Origin of the sequence: Mesorhizobium terrae (assembly GCF_008727715.1) — a bacterium.
Lineage (GTDB): Bacteria > Pseudomonadota > Alphaproteobacteria > Rhizobiales > Rhizobiaceae > Mesorhizobium > Mesorhizobium terrae.
The window spans coordinates 4,117,792-4,132,248 of record NZ_CP044218.1 but is presented as its reverse complement, the minus strand read 5'-3'; the positions used below and the strand labels follow the sequence as shown (position 1 = coordinate 4,132,248).

The window sequence follows — 14,457 nt, the reverse complement described above, 5'->3', positions numbered from 1 at the left end:
CCATCAGGAAAAATCCTCATGCAACCGCCTGCCTTGCCGGCGCGCTGGAATGTCAGCGAGCCCACCCTGATTGCCGAAACATTCTCAAGCCGTATCTGGAAGGTTAGCCAGACCAATGGCATGCCGGCCATCGTCAAGGCGCTGAAGGATTTCGACGACGTCGAGGACGAGTTGCGCGGCGCCCATCTTCTGGCATGGCGGCGTGGCGAAGGGCTCATCCGGCTGTTCGACAGCGAAGACAAGATGATGCTGATCGAATATGCCGGCGAGCGCCATCTCACCGCCGTATTGGACGACGTGGGTGATACAGCAGCCACTGAAATCGCCGCCGACGTGATGGCAAGGCTGCACGCTCCATCATCTCATGCCCTGCCCGGTGACCTGCAGCCGCTGCGGGATCGCTTTGTCAGCCTTTTTGCCAAGGCCGAGGCAGATCGGGCCGCTGGACAGAAAACTATCTATGTCGAGGGAGCCGAAATCGCCGAGCGCCTGTTGTCCGACCCGCTGGACGTGCGCCCGCTTCACGGCGACATCCACCACGACAACATCATCCAGTCGCCGCGCGGCTGGCTGGCGATCGATCCCAAGGGCATATTGGGCGATCCCGGCTTCGATGCCGCCAACATGTTCTTCAACCCGCTCGAGCGGGAAGCGCTGTGCGTCGACCCGGACCGGATCTCCACCATGGTGACGATCTTCTCGCGCACGATGCGGCAGGATCCCCGCCGTCTGCTCGACCACGCGATCGCATATGGTTGCCTGTCGTCGTCCTGGCATGCCGAAGACGGCAGCGATGAGGACGAGCGCCGCGAACTGGCAGTCGTTTCAGTCGTCCGCACTGTTCGCGATCATAATTTCTGAGGCCGGGCGTAGCGGTTCCGGCTCGCTCGCGCCGTGGTCTGGCTACCGGCGCCAAGCCTAGGACCGGACCACCACCTGGGTTTCCAGCGGATAAGCGCCCTTGGTGCCACGCCAATGCGCGGTTGCGAAGATCAGCACGATCATCGCGAAAGCCTGGTGTGTCAGCGCCACATCCAGCGGCACCATCATCAACAGCGTCGCGACGCCGATGGCCGCCTGCCCCAGCACCAGAACGAACAACAGCCAGGCGCGGCGCGCGTGGGTGCTGCCGGGTGCCGACCTGGTGGTCGCCAGCGCGTGCCATAGGGCTATCGCCAGTACCGTATAGGCGAACATGCGGTGCACGAACTGCACCGTCTTTGGATTTTCGAACAGATTGCGCCAGGCGGGATCCATGACGAACAGGTCACCCGGGATGATGGCGCCGTCCATCAGCGGCCAGGTGTTGTAGGTCAGGCCCGCATGCAGGCCGGCGACCAGCGCGCCGAGATAGATCTGGATCAACACGAGCAGCACCATGAGACCGGCGAAACGTTGCGCGCCGCGCCCGGCCGGCCGCTCCGAATAGCGAGCGACGCCGCGCGCAATATAGGTCACCGCCACGATGATGATGCAGGCGAGCGTCAAATGTGTCGCCAACCGATATTGGCTGACCGACACGCGCTCCGCCAACCCTGACGCAACCATCCACCAGCCGATGGCCCCTTGCAGTCCACCCAGGGCCAGGAGGCCGATCAGGCGCGGTTTCAGCCTACTTTCCAGCCGCCGCGTCACCCAGAACAGGACAAGCGGAACAGCAACCAGGAAGCCGACGCCACGGGCCAGAAGCCGGTGCGCCCACTCCCACCAGAAGATGCCTTTGAACTCGTCCAGCGACATGCCCTTGTTGACCTGCTGATACTGCGGAATCTGCTGATATTTCTCGAACTCTTCCTGCCATTCGGCCTGGTTGAGTGGCGGGATGACGCCATGGATGGGCTTCCATTCGGTGATCGACAGACCCGAGCCGGTCATGCGGGTGGCGCCACCCACCATCACCAACGCAAAGAGCGCCAGGAGCACGACATAAAGCCAGCCGCGAACCCATGCGCGGTTGCGCAACTCGCGATCCTGTTCGGCAGCCGGGGCTGCAATGTCGGCGGCGGAAGTCATGGCTTCTCCGAAGGCTAACGCATCGGCAGTGAAACCGGAATCGGTTTTCGGCAGGCACGATGCGCGGATTCAAAGCGCTGAAGCACCCTTTGCGCGTTCAAATGGACATGCTGCGCTCCAACGAGCGGTTAGGTGAACCATAGCGGCGAAACTGGCAAGACGAAGCAGCGCGGCACGCCGTCGCGCCGCTTAGCCTTGCCGGTTGCGCGCGGCCGACATTCGGCATAATCGAAACCACAAAGGATCTGCGCCATGCCCCTGCGTCTCAAGAAGCTGATCGGAACCGTGCTTTTGGTGGCGCTGGTCATCATCTACGCCATCGTCGCGACGATCGTCGCCGTGGCACAGCTCTCGGAATCCGGCCCCTTGGTCCACCTCGCTTTTTTTATCTTCAGCGGTCTGCTTTGGGTGCTGCCCGCCATGGGCATCATCAAATGGCTGATCCTGGAGCCGCGCCCGAAGAACTAACGGTCAAATCCAAGATTCATTTATCTTTTTGGCCTAATATTCAGGCTTCATAGCGCGCCCGCGTGATGCAGGCTCACTGCACGGCGCCAATGGGACGATGCAGGTATGGCGGACGCGACGGCGTCGGGGGACGGCAAGACTTTCGCGGCAACCGCGGCACCACATCAGGCGCCGGCGGTAGTGGCCACCGTTCAATCTGCCTCCGCCGAAGCGATCGCGTCCTACGGAGACTTCAGCCGGACCGCCCCCCATGCGCCGCCGCAAAGCGCGCTGTGGATACGACACTGGATCGACAATCTGCGCCCGGACGCCTTGATCGCCTGGCTGAAAACGGGCGAGCAGCCGCTGCTTGCCATGGCTCTGGAAGTCGAGCGCTCCGGGCCATTCAAGGTCGCCCGCTTTATGGGTGGACGTCACGCCAACGGCAACTTCCCTCCCTTTGCGCAGACATCCGACAGCCCCCTGGCCGCAGCTGACCTGAGCAGGCTCTTCGACGCCATCAAGAGAGCCCGTCCGGATATCGACCTGATCGCCCTGCAGCGACTGCAGCCTGACCTCGACGGGCTGGTCAATCCGCTGTCGGCGCTCCCCTCTTTTCAAAGCCCCAATCTGTCGCTGGCGGTGGATCTGAGCGGCGGCTTCGAGGAAGTGCTCGAGCGCACCAGCGGCAAACGCAAACGCAAGAAACACCGCTCGCAGGCCCGCAAATTCGAGACGGCGGGCGGTTTTTCCAGAATCGAAGCCCGGTCAGCGGACGAAACCCGTCGCCTGTTGGAAGCCTTCCTGGCCATGAAGGAACAGCGTTTCCGCAAGATGGGCATCGCCAATGTCTTCGGCGACCCGCGCGTGCGCGCTTTCTTCCATGCCCTGTTTGCGGAGGCACTCGACGAAGAGAAACCTTCCTTCGTGCTTCATGGGCTTGAAGTGGCCGGCAAGTTGCGCGCGGTGACCGGATCGAGCCACGCGCCGCGCCGGCTCGTATGCGAATTCGGTGCGATTCTCGAAGACGAGCTTTCGTCGGCAAGCCCCGGCGATTTCCTGTTCTTCGACAACATCCAGGAAGCCTGCGAACAAGGCAACGCCGTCTACGATTTCTCTGTTGGCGACGAGCCGTACAAACGACAATGGTGCGATATCGAAATCCTGCACCGGGACGCGATGGTGCCGCTGACGTTGAAAGGACGCGCCCTGGCTTCGAGCCTGCATCAGGGCGCGCGGGTCAAGGCCTTCATCAAGAACAGCCCGACCATCTGGAAATTCACCAAAGCTTTGCGCCGCAGGGCCGCGGGCCACGAACAGCCGGCGGCAACCTCGGAAGACTGAGACGCCCCTGCCCGTCCGCTACGCGGCCGAACGGCCGGAGACCGGCGCGCCTGGCGTGCCATGCCCGGCAGGCGTGACCAGGATCAGGTCCGGATAACCGCTCTCGATCAGTTTGACAGCGGCTTCGGTGATCGCCTCGCTCGGCTCCAGCACACTGACGAAAACCTCCGTCGCCTCGCCCACCAGCCGGCGGATGCCGTCCGCATCGGCCGGTCCGCATTCCACCACGACAAGGTCGTAGGCGGTGGTGAGCGACTGCATAATGATCGGCAACCGGTCGGCTGCCCGCATGGCGCGCATCGGGTCGGCGGTTCCGGCGGGAATCACATGGCAATCGGAATAGTGATCGGCATGGATGACGTCGCTGAATTGCGCTTCCGAAGCCAACAGGTTCGTGATGCCGGCATAGGCGCTGCTGTCGAGCAAGGGGCGCGAGGCGGCACCCGATGCGGTCAGATCCATCAGGAGCACACGCAAGCCGGCATCCGCGACCTCGCGGGCCACCAGGATGGAACTGGCCGCCGCTTCGTCACCCTCGGGCGAAACGAAGATCGCGCGTGCCGCGCCGCTGGTGATCAGCCTTTCGGCGGCCTTCTCGATGTCGATTTCTCCGAGCCCCGCATCGCTGGGTTCCGGTGCCTTTTCCTTCACAGCCGGCCTGCCGACCGCGGCATTCTCGATCAGGGCTGCCGCCTTGCGGACGGCGGCGGCGCGCTCGTCGTCGGAGGCCTGCAGGCGAGCAGCCGGCGCAGTCGTTTCCATCAGATCGCGTTTCGCCACCGGCGGCACGGGCCGATCATCGTCCCGAACGGCTGGCATGGGCACCTCTCTCACCGGTTCCGGCCGCGGACCGCTGGCCGGGCGCATCGCGCGGCCGGAGAACAATTCGCGAAGCAAGGTGATGATGGCCATGACCAGCAGCGACGCGGCAAAGGCGGCACCGACGATCGGCAGCATCTTGGGGAAATAGGGCTCGGTCGGAACGATCGCGCGCGAGAAAATGCGGGCGTCGACCGGCAGATAGTTGCGGTCCTGGCGTGACGATGCCTCGCGGTAGCGGGTCAGATAGGATTCCAGCAATTGGCGCTGGGCGGTCGCCTCGCGCTCCAGCGCGTTGAGTTCGACCTGTTCCTCGCCGGCACGGGCCGATTCGGCCTTCAACCGGTTGAGATCCGCCACGAGCTGGCTCTCACGCTCCTTGGCGGTATCGGCCTCGGTGACGAGACCGGCCAGCACTTTTTGCGCCTCGGTGCGAATCTGGCCATCGATATCGGCAAGCTGCGACTTCAGCGAGCGGATACGGGGATGGTTGTCGAGCAGCGTCGTCGAAAGGTCTGCGATATCGCTCTTGATCTGCCCCTGCCGATCGCGCAGCCTCTGGATGGCGGCGGACGACATCACTTCCGGCAGCGAATCCAGGGAACCTCCGCTCTGGAGAGCCTTGCGCACGCCTTGCGCCGTCGCTTCGGCCGACGCACGGTTGGCGCGCACGCGCGACAGTTCGCTGGACATTTCCGAAAGCTGCTGGGTAGCCAGCACCGAATTGTTCTGGCCGATCAGCAGATCGGACTGCGCACGATATTCGGCTACTTTCGCTTCGGCGTCTTTCACGCGCTTCGACAGGTCAGCAATTTCCGGTGCCAGCCAGTCGGTCGCTTCCGTGTTCGATTGCAGCTTGGCACCGCGTTGCAAGGCGAGGTAGGCATCGGCGATGGCATTAGGCACATCGGCCGCCAGCTTGGGATCGCGCGACGAGAATTCGATGACGATAACGCGAGATCTTTCAACACGATAAACGTTGAGCTTCTCGTGCATCTTCTTGAGCACGCGCTCTTCCGGCGGAATCTCGTTTGGATCGCTCTTCAGCCCGGCCAGGATCAGCAACCTGCTGATCGACGACATCTTCACCGTCTCGTCGAATTCGGGCAGCGTGGACAGATTCAGCTGCTTCGCCACTTGCTTGAGAATGTCGGTCGATGAGACCACCTCGACCTGGCTGGTCACGCCTTCCTCGTCGAAAAGCGGCCGGTCGGCATCGTTGGTCGTGTTCGGACGGGTGAATACCGATTCACGCGCTTCGATCAAAAGCCGCGTTTCGGATTTGTAAAGCGGCGTCGTCAGCCATGCGAGCGCGAAGGCGAGACCCGCCACGATCAACGCAACCACGAGGATTCGAAGCCAGTTCCGCGCAAGACTTGCGAAGAGCTGCCTCAAATCGACATCAAGATCTGCTGCGCTGGACTGTACGCCTGACATGTATCCCGCTCCCATACTGGGTCGCATGCAAGGTAAACAACTATGGTAACTCACTGGTTAAGAGAACCGCCCGGCAATTGGGCCGGCGGAAGAGCGAAAGCAGACACCGCCGAGCCACCAATGCCGGATCGCCACCTTTTTCGCGCGCGGACCTTATTTCGGACCGCAGAACCGGCACTCCCTTTACCGGCCATTAACCCTAACAGACCGATAACAAGACTCGATCCTGAACGTCGCCGCACATCTGGCGACCACTCAAAGGTACGTGCCCAGCCATGAGATGTCCCGCCCCGCTCACTTGCGCATTGCTTGCGGTGTCGCTGCTGGCTGGCTGTTCCAGTTATCGCCCGACCCCAGCAGCTTTTCATGACGTGCTGACGCAACCCTACCGGCTTGGTGCCGGCGACCGGGTCCGCATCACCGTATTCGAGCAGGATGGGCTGACCAACACCTACAGCGTCGACCAGTCCGGCTACATCTCCTTCCCGCTTGTCGGCTCGGTGCCGGCCCGCGGCAGCACGGCGCAGCAGCTGGAAAAGGCGATCGCCGGCAAATTGCGCCAGGGCTACCTGCGCGATCCCGACGTCTCGGTCGAGATCGACCGCTACCGGCCGATCTTCGTGATGGGCGAGGTTGGCGCCGCCGGCCAGTATTCCTATGTACCGGGCCTGACCGTTCAGAAGGCGATCGCCATCGCCGGCGGCTTCTCCGCCAGGGCCAATCAATCAATGGTCGACGTCACACGCGACATCAACGGAGAGGTCATGACCGGCCGGGTGGTGACATCCGACCCGCTGCTGCCCGGCGACACGGTCTATGTCCGCGAACGTCTGTTCTGACAACGTGGCGCCTTCCTCCCTCCGCATCGTGCATTGCTTCCGTTCGCCCGTCGGCGGTATTTTCCGCCATGTGCGCGATCTGGCCGATGCGCAGGCGGCGGCAGGCCACATGGTCGGCATCGTCTGCGATTCGACGACGGGCGGTGCGCTCGAAGAAGCGCTCTTCGAAGACATGAAAGGGGTTCTGGCGCTCGGTGTGCATCGTACGCCGATGCAGCGCCACATCGGTCCCGGGGACGCGGCTTCGGCCTGGCGTACCTTCAAGATCATCAAGGAATTGAAGCCGGACGTGCTCCATGGCCATGGCGCCAAGGGTGGCGCCTATGCGCGTCTGTTCGGCTCACTGTTGCGGGTTTCAAGGTCTCGCGTGGCCCGCCTTTATTCGCCGCATGGCGGCAGTCTCCACTACGACGAACGCACAGCCACCGGAAAGCTGTTCTTCGCGCTTGAGTGGACGATGGCGTATTTCACAGACTATCTGCTGTTCGTGTCCGACTATGAAAGGCAGGCCTATCGCCGCAAGGTTGGCGAACCGCGTGTGCCCAACACGCTGGTCTATAACGGCCTGCGCGCCGCGGAATTCGAACCGGTGGTCTCGAAGGCCGATGCTGCGGATCTCCTCTACATCGGCATGATGCGCGACCTGAAAGGCCCAGACATCTTCATCGACGCGGTTGCCCAGGCCGAGATTCGCCTCGGGCGTACCATCAATGCGGTGATGGTCGGCGACGGCGAAGACCTGCCCCGCTACCGGTCCCAGGTGCTGCGCCTCGGTCTCGACGACCGTATCCAGTTCCTCGAACCGATGCCCGCCCGCGCGGCCTTCGCGTTGGCGCAGCTTGTCGTCGTGCCGTCGCGAGCGGAGGCGATGCCTTACATCGTGCTTGAAACGCTCGCGGCCGAAAAACCGATGATCGCCACCGCCGTGGGCGGCATTCCGGAAATCTTCGGGATCGGTTCCCCTGCCCTGACACAGCCCGACGCGGGCGTGGTTGGCGAGAAGATGAGTGAAGCCTTGGCCGACCTCGACGCCTATCGGGAAACCATGCCGCAACAGGCCGACTTGACCGCAAAATTCGGTGCCGACGTGATGGCTGCGCAGATCGAAAAAGCTTATTTCGCGGCGTTGGCCGGCTAATCACCCGGCGGAACGACTGCTCACGCGGCGGCTTCGGCGCGCTTCTGCTCGATCTGGCCGATCGCATCGACCACGGCATCGAAGGTCAGCATCGTCGAGGCATGACGTGCCTTATAGTCGCGCACCGGCTCCAGATATTTCAGATCGGCAAAACGCCCATTTGGCGGCGCGCCATTTTCCTTCAGCATCTTCAACATGGTGTCGCGCACGGCGCGCAACTCCTCGGCGGTAGCACCAACGACATTGGCGGCCATGATCGAGGACGAAGCCTGTCCGAGCGCGCATGCTTTCACATCATGCGCGAAATCGGTGACAATGCCGTCCTGCATCCGCAGATCGACGGTAACGGTCGAACCGCAGAGCTTCGAATGCGCCTTGGCAGTCGCATCGGGATGGTCGAGCCTACCGATGCGGGCGATATTTCCGGCAAAACCGAGAATTTTCGCATTATAGACGTCGTCGATCATAATCTTTCAATCCGCCGTGCTGGCACGATCATCGAATGCTGCTGGCGCATCTTTCATTCGCTCGGCACGACCATATATAATGCCTTGGGTCCGGTATCGACAAGGCGATGGGCTGTCGCGTCGTTCGGTCTCTTCTTCACGCCGCTTTCGGGCGGGAAGCCGGGTGGGGTTTCCGCTACCGCAAAAGGCAGTGGTCCGTTCAACTCGTTCCCTCTATGAAGGGAACTACGGGAGATGCCTTTCATGGATGCCGTCATCAAGAAGATCATGCCGACCTCGTCCTATATGGAGAAGCCGGTCACTGACCGTCCGAGCCAGGAAGAGGTCGAGGCAGCGGTGCGCACGCTTTTGCGCTGGACCGGTGACAATCCGGACCGCGAAGGCCTGGTCGACACGCCGAAGCGCGTTGCCAAGGCCTATCGCGAGATGTTCGGCGGCTACGACATGTGCCCGGCCGAGGAACTTGGCCGCACTTTCGAGGAGGTTGCCGGTTATGACGACCTCGTCATCGTCCGCGACATCAAGTTCCACTCGCATTGCGAGCACCACATGGTGCCGATCATCGGCAAGGCGCATGTCGGCTACCTGCCGGACGGCAAGGTCGTCGGCCTGTCGAAGATCGCCCGCGTCGTCGACATCTTTGCGCACCGCCTGCAGACGCAGGAGGCGATGACCGCCCAGATTGCCGGCGTCATCCAGGACGTGCTAAATCCGCGCGGCGTTGCCGTGATGGTCGAGGCCGAGCATATGTGCATGGCCATGCGCGGTATCCGCAAGCAGGGGTCGACGACCCTGACCTCCACCTTCACCGGCTCTTTCCGGGACAATCCCGAGGAACAGGTCCGGTTCGTTACCATGGTGCGCGCCGGCAGCGGAGCTTGATTCGCTTCGCCGGCTCCAGAATTTTCAGGATCCGGCCCAGGATTAGGCGATGACCGCTCTGCAGTTTTCCGAACCCTCCAAGGACAAGAGCCTGCTCGAGGAAGGCAGTGTGTTCACGCCGCGCTTCGATGCGGCAGGGCTTGTGACGGCTGTCGTCACCGACGCCGAAGACAGCACGCTGCTGATGGTGGCGCACATGAACGCGCAGGCGCTCGCCCTGACAATGGAAACCGGCATCGCCCACTACTGGTCGCGTTCGCGCAACGCCTTGTGGAAGAAGGGCGAGACATCGGGCAATTTCCAGCACGTTGTCGAGATCAAGACCGACTGCGATCAGGACGCCGTCTGGCTTCGCGTAAAAGTCTCCGGCCACGATGCAACCTGTCACACCGGTCGGCGTTCTTGCTTTTATCGGACGGTGGCGCTTGTCGAAGGCAAGGCAATACTTGCCAGAGATGGCTCCGAGCCGCTGTTCGATGCGCAGGAAACCTATCGGACGCCACGTTGACCATCCCGCCGGGACCAACTTCGCCCCGATTCACGATTTCGATACGGCCAATCTCTATATTGGTCGCGGGTTAGGGAGATTGTGATGCTCGAATGGGCGTCATTGCGTGGCAGGGGAATCGCTCGCGACGCGAATGATCCGTCGTCGTCCGACGGGGCGCCCGAATTCAAACATCCCAAGAAATGCGGAATTGCCCTCGCCCTCGGCGGCGGCGTGGCACGCGGCTGGGCCCATATCGGCGTGCTGCGGGCACTGGACGAAGTCGGCCTCGAAGTCTCGATGATCGCCGGCACCTCGATCGGCGCGCTGGTGGGCGGCTGCTACCTCGCCGGCAAATTGGACGAACTGGAAGAATTCGCGCGCGGCCTGACCCGGCGACGCATCTTCGGCCTGCTCGACATCAATCTCGGCGGCAGCGGCCTGTTCGGAGGCATGAAGCTGGATGCCCGTCTGCGCGAACATCTTGACGGTCTTCGTATCGAGGATCTCCCGAAACCGTTCGTGGCGGTCGCCACCGAAGTCAGGACCGGTCACGAAATCTGGATCACCCAGGGTTCGCTGGTCACTGCCATGCGGGCATCCTATGCCTTGCCTGGCGTCTTCGAACCGGTCAACTGCAACGGCCGCGTGCTGGCCGATGGCGCGCTGGTGAACCCGGTGCCGGTGTCGGTCTGCCGTGCCTACGAACAGCCGATGGTGGTGGCGGTAAACCTCCATTACGACCTGTTCGGCCGCGCCGCGGTGATCAAGCATAGCGCTGGCGAGTTGATGATACAGAAGGATGCGGCAAGGCCTACTCGGCACGACCCCAACGCCACCGCGCAGGGCACGAGGCTCGGCATCACCGGCATGATGGTCGAGGCGTTCAACATCATTCAGGATCGCATCTCGCGCGCCAGGCTGGCCGGTGATCCGCCCGATCTGTCGCTACAGCCCAAGCTCGGCCATGTCGGGCTCACCGAATTCCACCGCGCCGACGAGGCGATCCGGCTGGGTTATGAGGCAACCATGGCGCATGTCGATGAGTTGCGGCGGCTCCAGGCCGTCTTGGCCTGACCGGCTATCAATCTTGTCGGCCTGTTCCGGGATACTGGTCGCGTAGCTTTCAGGCCATTGCCACATCGGTGATGCGGAATTGGACACTGCGATTGCCGTTCCAGTAGTTGCCGCCAATCGAGCCGGCGACATGCAGGGTGCGGCCCCGGTTCTTGAACAAGAAGTCGCCCAGCACCGTGTCCACGGCCCTGAATGCCATCGCCTGGATGCGCCCGCCGCTGTCCGAAACCAGATCGACACGGATGTGATTGGTGCCGACGGCGCGCGCATCGGCAAGCTTGTGGCGCGGCAGCACGAAAAGCGGCGGCACATGGCCGGTGCCGAACGGACCGGCCTTCTCGAGATTGTCGAGCAGGGTCAGTGTTGCGCCCTCGGCGGCAAGCGCGCCATCCACCAGGAGGCTCTCCTCGTCACGCAGGCGGAACACGTCGGCCGCCGCGCGTTCCTCGAAGAAAGCGCGCAAGGCGCCCAGCTTCTGACGGTCCACGGTGATCCCCGCCGCCATCGCATGGCCACCGCCCTTGACGATCAAGCCGGCTTCCGCCGCCTCGCGCACCAATCGTCCGAGATCGAAACCCGGAACCGAACGGCCCGAGCCGGTGCCAGTGCCATTGGCGTTGAAGGCGATGGCAAAGGCCGGCCGACGCGCATGGTCCTTGAGCCGGGAAGCAATCAGCCCGACGATGCCGGGATGCCATTGTTCAGACGCCGTCACGATTACCGCCGGCCCCTCGCCGCCAGCCAGTTCGGCGTCCGCTTCGGCGCGCGCCTGGGCCAGCATCTCCTGTTCCATCACCTGGCGCTCCTGGTTCAGCCGGTCGAGCGTCTCGGCAATCCCCCGCGCCTCGGCCGGATCGTCCGTAGCAAGGAGCCGGCTGCCGAGCGCGGCATCGCCGATGCGTCCGCCCGCATTGATGCGTGGGCCTATCAGGAAGGCGAGATGGAAGGTGTTGACCGGCTCGCCGACGCGCGCAACCCGCGTCAATTCGGCCAGTCCGACATTCCTTTGCTGGCGCACGACCTGCAGCCCCTTCACCACGAAGGCGCGGTTGACACCAACCAGGGGCACGACATCGCACACCGTTGCCAGCGCGACGAGATCGAGCATGGCAAGCAGGTCCGGCTTCGGCGCATCCGGCACCCGTTCGCGCAGCAGCTTGGCCGTCTGCACCAGCGTCAGGAACACCACGCCCGCCGCGCACAAATGCCCCTGCCCCGAAAGGTCGTCCTCGCGGTTCGGATTGACGACCGCGGTCGCCGCCGGCAGCGCGCCGCCCAGTTGGTGGTGATCGAGCACCACGACATCGGCGCCGGCTTCCTTGGCAGCATCGATGGAAGCGGCGCTGTTGGTGCCGCAATCGACGGTGACGATCAGGCTCGCGCCACGCCCGACCAATTCGCGCATCGCGTCGGGATTGGGGCCGTAGCCCTCGAAGATGCGGTCGGGAATGTAGATTTCCGAAGGGATCGAAAAGACGTCGAGGAACCGCTTGAGCAGCGCCGAGGACGCCGCGCCGTCGACATCATAATCGCCGAAGATGGCGATCCGTTCGCCCCGTATGATCGCTTCAGCGAGCCGCACGGCGGCCTTGTTCATGTCGGTCAGCGAGGCCGGATCCGGCAAAAGGTCGCGAATGGTTGGGTCGAGGAACCGTTCGGTGCCGACGGCGGTAACGCCGCGCCCCGCCAGAACGCGGGCAACGATATCCGGAACGCCATGCCCCTGGGCGATGGCCAGCGCCGTCATATCCTGCCGTTCGGATAGTCGGTGCACCCAGGCGAGGCCGGTGGCCGAGCGCCTGACATCAAGAAAGAACCGCTTTTCGCCCGTCATTCAGGGCCTACCCATCGCCGTATCGAGCCACATGGAATGGCTCAATACGGCGAAACCGGCGAAAATCAAAACTTATCCAAGTCCTGATGGCGGGCCTTGATCTCGCGAACGGTGCGCGAGGACGAGCGCAGCACGATGGTATCGGTGGTGATGTAGTTACGGCCGAATTTCACGCCGGCCAGCATGTTGCCGTCGGTGACGCCGGTCGCCGCGAACAGCACGTCGCCGCGCGCCATTTCATCGACCCGGTAGACCTTGTTCGGATCGGCGATGCCCATCTTCGCTGCACGCTCGACCTTTTCAGGCGTGTCGAGGATGAGACGGCCCTGCATCTGGCCGCCGGTGCAACGCAACGCAGCCGCCGCCAGCACGCCCTCCGGCGCGCCGCCCGATCCGATGTAGATGTCGATGCCGGTCTCCTCGGGGTCGGTGGTGTGGATGACGCCTGCGACGTCGCCGTCGCCGATCAGCCGAATAGCAGCGCCCGTGGCCCGCACGGCCTCGATCAGCTTGGCGTGGCGCGGCCGGTCGAGAATGCAGGCGGTGACTTCATTAACCGGCACGCCCTTGGCCTTGGCAAGGCTTGCAATGTTGTCGGCCGGCGATGCGTCGAGATCGATCGTGCCTTCCGGATAGCCTGGGCCAATGGCAATCTTGTCCATATAGACGTCCGGCGCGAACAGCAGGCTGCCCTTCTCGGCAATGGCGATGACGGCCAGCGCGTTCGGCAGATTCTTGGCGCAGATCGTGGTGCCTTCCAGCGGATCCAGTGCGATGTCCACCGCCGGCCCCTTACCGGTGCCGACCTCTTCGCCGATGTAAAGCATCGGCGCTTCGTCACGCTCGCCCTCGCCGATCACCACCGTGCCCTTGATGTTCAGGCGGTTCAGTTCCGAACGCATCGCGTCGACCGCGACCTGGTCGGCCGCCTTCTCGTCGCCGCGTCCGCGCAGCCTGGCGGCGGCGACGGCGGCGCGTTCGGTGACGCGCACCACTTCCATGGTGAGTATCCGGTCAAGGCCGGCGATGGTGTTCGCGGAAGCATTCATGAAGCAGCAATCCTCGTTCGAAACGCATGCCCGTGACGCGGGCGCGCCTCTTGTGTCAAAGGCATATGACAACGGCAAGACCCGAAACGGCCATTTCTCGAAAGAGAAACAATATCAATCGATTGAAAGAGATTTCAGTATTTCTGGGAAATGAAGTCGCGAAGAATCTCGAGCCTCATAAAGAAGGGGATTTATGCTTGCGATGACCTCAGAGCGGAACGCCCTGAACCTTGTCGCCGCCCTTGCGCGGCGGCATCATGTCCCTGGCCAGTATGCCGCTGACCCGGCAGAATATCGCGAAGGCGCGGCAGGCTTCTTCCGCCGACGCGACGCCGACACTGGCGCCGAAACAGGCATTGAACGCCGCCTGATAGAGCTTGCCCTGCTTGCCCGTTGACCATTCAGCAAGAAAATCCATCGCCTGGTCGACGCCGTAGATCTCCTCGACCGGCAGGCCGAGAACAGGAACGATACGAACAGGTATGGCGAATTGGAGTTCGCGCATGTCGAAGCCTCTCGAACAGGCCCTCCGCCGTCGTTCAAAATCTTCTTGATGCGGAGGTTCCTTTCACACGCTTCTCACGAATGAATGTGGCAGGAGCACGACCAATAGTTGCATATTTG

At 62.9% G+C, this 14,457-nt stretch carries 15 protein-coding genes; 9 read left to right on the top strand and 6 right to left on the bottom strand.

The window, feature by feature from the left end:
- The first annotated feature begins 18 nt into the window (after positions 1-18).
- Positions 19-861 (top strand): aminoglycoside phosphotransferase family protein, encoded by an 843-nt coding sequence (locus FZF13_RS21100; RefSeq protein ID WP_024925313.1) that lies wholly within the window; start codon positions 19-21, stop codon positions 859-861.
- 57 nt (positions 862-918) lie between these two features.
- Here FZF13_RS21100 and FZF13_RS21095 read toward each other — a convergent pair whose 3' ends face one another.
- Complete coding sequence (locus FZF13_RS21095) at positions 919-2,013, bottom strand: COX15/CtaA family protein (protein ID WP_024925314.1); 1,095 nt, start codon at positions 2,011-2,013, stop codon at positions 919-921.
- A 252-nt stretch (positions 2,014-2,265) separates the two neighbouring features.
- Between FZF13_RS21095 and FZF13_RS21090 the strand changes: the two genes are divergently transcribed.
- Both FZF13_RS21090 and FZF13_RS21085 read left to right on the top strand, forming a co-directional pair.
- Positions 2,266-2,481 (top strand): DUF2842 domain-containing protein, encoded by a 216-nt coding sequence (locus FZF13_RS21090; protein WP_024925315.1) that lies wholly within the window; start codon positions 2,266-2,268, stop codon positions 2,479-2,481.
- A 105-nt stretch (positions 2,482-2,586) separates the two neighbouring features.
- A complete protein-coding gene (locus FZF13_RS21085) occupies positions 2,587-3,804 on the top strand; it encodes a GNAT family N-acetyltransferase (RefSeq protein ID WP_024925316.1) in 1,218 nt (405 codons plus the stop codon).
- Between the two features lie 18 nt (positions 3,805-3,822).
- Here FZF13_RS21085 and FZF13_RS21080 read toward each other — a convergent pair whose 3' ends face one another.
- On the bottom strand, positions 3,823-6,060 hold the full coding sequence (locus FZF13_RS21080; protein WP_024925317.1) for a GumC family protein: 2,238 nt from the start codon (positions 6,058-6,060) through the stop codon (positions 3,823-3,825).
- 275 nt (positions 6,061-6,335) lie between these two features.
- Between FZF13_RS21080 and FZF13_RS21075 the strand changes: the two genes are divergently transcribed.
- Both FZF13_RS21075 and FZF13_RS21070 read left to right on the top strand, forming a co-directional pair.
- Positions 6,336-6,899, top strand: coding sequence for a polysaccharide biosynthesis/export family protein (locus FZF13_RS21075; RefSeq protein WP_024925318.1), 564 nt, complete (start codon positions 6,336-6,338; stop codon positions 6,897-6,899).
- Complete coding sequence (locus tag FZF13_RS21070; RefSeq protein WP_051504878.1) at positions 6,877-8,037, top strand: glycosyltransferase family 4 protein; 1,161 nt, start codon at positions 6,877-6,879, stop codon at positions 8,035-8,037. Before FZF13_RS21075 ends, FZF13_RS21070 begins: the two co-directional genes overlap by 23 nt.
- A gap of 20 nt (positions 8,038-8,057) precedes the next feature.
- Here the strand turns inward: FZF13_RS21070 and FZF13_RS21065 are convergent, their stop codons facing one another.
- Positions 8,058-8,504 (bottom strand): iron-sulfur cluster assembly scaffold protein, encoded by a 447-nt coding sequence (locus FZF13_RS21065; protein ID WP_024925320.1) that lies wholly within the window; start codon positions 8,502-8,504, stop codon positions 8,058-8,060.
- Between the two features lie 243 nt (positions 8,505-8,747).
- On the opposite strand from FZF13_RS21065, the gene folE reads away from it, so the two are divergent.
- The 3 genes from folE (at position 8,748) to FZF13_RS21050 (ending at position 10,950) form a co-directional block, all read left to right on the top strand.
- Complete coding sequence (gene folE / locus FZF13_RS21060) at positions 8,748-9,386, top strand: GTP cyclohydrolase I FolE (RefSeq protein ID WP_024925321.1); 639 nt, start codon at positions 8,748-8,750, stop codon at positions 9,384-9,386.
- Between the two features lie 49 nt (positions 9,387-9,435).
- Complete coding sequence (hisI, locus tag FZF13_RS21055; protein ID WP_024925322.1) at positions 9,436-9,894, top strand: phosphoribosyl-AMP cyclohydrolase; 459 nt, start codon at positions 9,436-9,438, stop codon at positions 9,892-9,894.
- Between the two features lie 84 nt (positions 9,895-9,978).
- On the top strand, positions 9,979-10,950 hold the full coding sequence (locus FZF13_RS21050; protein WP_024925323.1) for a patatin family protein: 972 nt from the start codon (positions 9,979-9,981) through the stop codon (positions 10,948-10,950).
- 49 nt (positions 10,951-10,999) lie between these two features.
- On the opposite strand, the gene recJ is transcribed toward FZF13_RS21050, so the two are convergent.
- Complete coding sequence (gene recJ / locus FZF13_RS21045) at positions 11,000-12,784, bottom strand: single-stranded-DNA-specific exonuclease RecJ (protein WP_024925324.1); 1,785 nt, start codon at positions 12,782-12,784, stop codon at positions 11,000-11,002.
- 65 nt (positions 12,785-12,849) lie between these two features.
- Entirely contained in the window at positions 12,850-13,833 is a 984-nt protein-coding gene (gene glpX, locus FZF13_RS21040; RefSeq protein WP_024925325.1) for a class II fructose-bisphosphatase, read from the bottom strand.
- On the opposite strand from glpX, the gene FZF13_RS29000 reads away from it, so the two are divergent.
- Positions 13,832-13,987, top strand: coding sequence for a hypothetical protein (locus FZF13_RS29000; RefSeq protein WP_161773089.1), 156 nt, complete (start codon positions 13,832-13,834; stop codon positions 13,985-13,987). The two genes, glpX and FZF13_RS29000, sit on opposite strands and share 2 nt — an antisense overlap.
- A 54-nt stretch (positions 13,988-14,041) precedes the next feature.
- On the opposite strand, the gene FZF13_RS21035 is transcribed toward FZF13_RS29000, so the two are convergent.
- Positions 14,042-14,338 (bottom strand): DUF982 domain-containing protein, encoded by a 297-nt coding sequence (locus tag FZF13_RS21035; protein WP_024925326.1) that lies wholly within the window; start codon positions 14,336-14,338, stop codon positions 14,042-14,044.
- Positions 14,339-14,457 lie beyond the last annotated feature (119 nt).

Excerpts from the sequence above, each read along its gene's own strand:
- FZF13_RS21075 (WP_024925318.1), top strand. The coding sequence starts at position 6,336 with ATGAGATGTCCCGCCCCGCTCACTTGCGCATTGCTTGCGGTGTCGCTG.
- FZF13_RS21090 (WP_024925315.1), top strand. The coding sequence starts at position 2,266 with ATGCCCCTGCGTCTCAAGAAGCTGATCGGAACCGTGCTTTTGGTGGCG.
- FZF13_RS21100 (WP_024925313.1), top strand. The coding sequence starts at position 19 with ATGCAACCGCCTGCCTTGCCGGCGCGCTGGAATGTCAGCGAGCCCACC.
- hisI (WP_024925322.1), top strand. The coding sequence starts at position 9,436 with ATGACCGCTCTGCAGTTTTCCGAACCCTCCAAGGACAAGAGCCTGCTC.
- FZF13_RS21070 (WP_051504878.1), top strand. The coding sequence starts at position 6,877 with ATGTCCGCGAACGTCTGTTCTGACAACGTGGCGCCTTCCTCCCTCCGC.
- FZF13_RS21095 (WP_024925314.1), bottom strand. The coding sequence starts at position 2,013 with ATGACTTCCGCCGCCGACATTGCAGCCCCGGCTGCCGAACAGGATCGC.
- glpX (WP_024925325.1), bottom strand. The coding sequence starts at position 13,833 with ATGAATGCTTCCGCGAACACCATCGCCGGCCTTGACCGGATACTCACC.
- recJ (WP_024925324.1), bottom strand. The coding sequence starts at position 12,784 with ATGACGGGCGAAAAGCGGTTCTTTCTTGATGTCAGGCGCTCGGCCACC.
- FZF13_RS21085 (WP_024925316.1), top strand. The coding sequence starts at position 2,587 with ATGGCGGACGCGACGGCGTCGGGGGACGGCAAGACTTTCGCGGCAACC.
- FZF13_RS21080 (WP_024925317.1), bottom strand. The coding sequence starts at position 6,060 with ATGTCAGGCGTACAGTCCAGCGCAGCAGATCTTGATGTCGATTTGAGG.
- folE (WP_024925321.1), top strand. The coding sequence starts at position 8,748 with ATGGATGCCGTCATCAAGAAGATCATGCCGACCTCGTCCTATATGGAG.
- FZF13_RS21065 (WP_024925320.1), bottom strand. The coding sequence starts at position 8,504 with ATGATCGACGACGTCTATAATGCGAAAATTCTCGGTTTTGCCGGAAAT.
- FZF13_RS29000 (WP_161773089.1), top strand. The coding sequence starts at position 13,832 with ATGAAGCAGCAATCCTCGTTCGAAACGCATGCCCGTGACGCGGGCGCG.
- FZF13_RS21050 (WP_024925323.1), top strand. The coding sequence starts at position 9,979 with ATGCTCGAATGGGCGTCATTGCGTGGCAGGGGAATCGCTCGCGACGCG.
- FZF13_RS21035 (WP_024925326.1), bottom strand. The coding sequence starts at position 14,338 with ATGCGCGAACTCCAATTCGCCATACCTGTTCGTATCGTTCCTGTTCTC.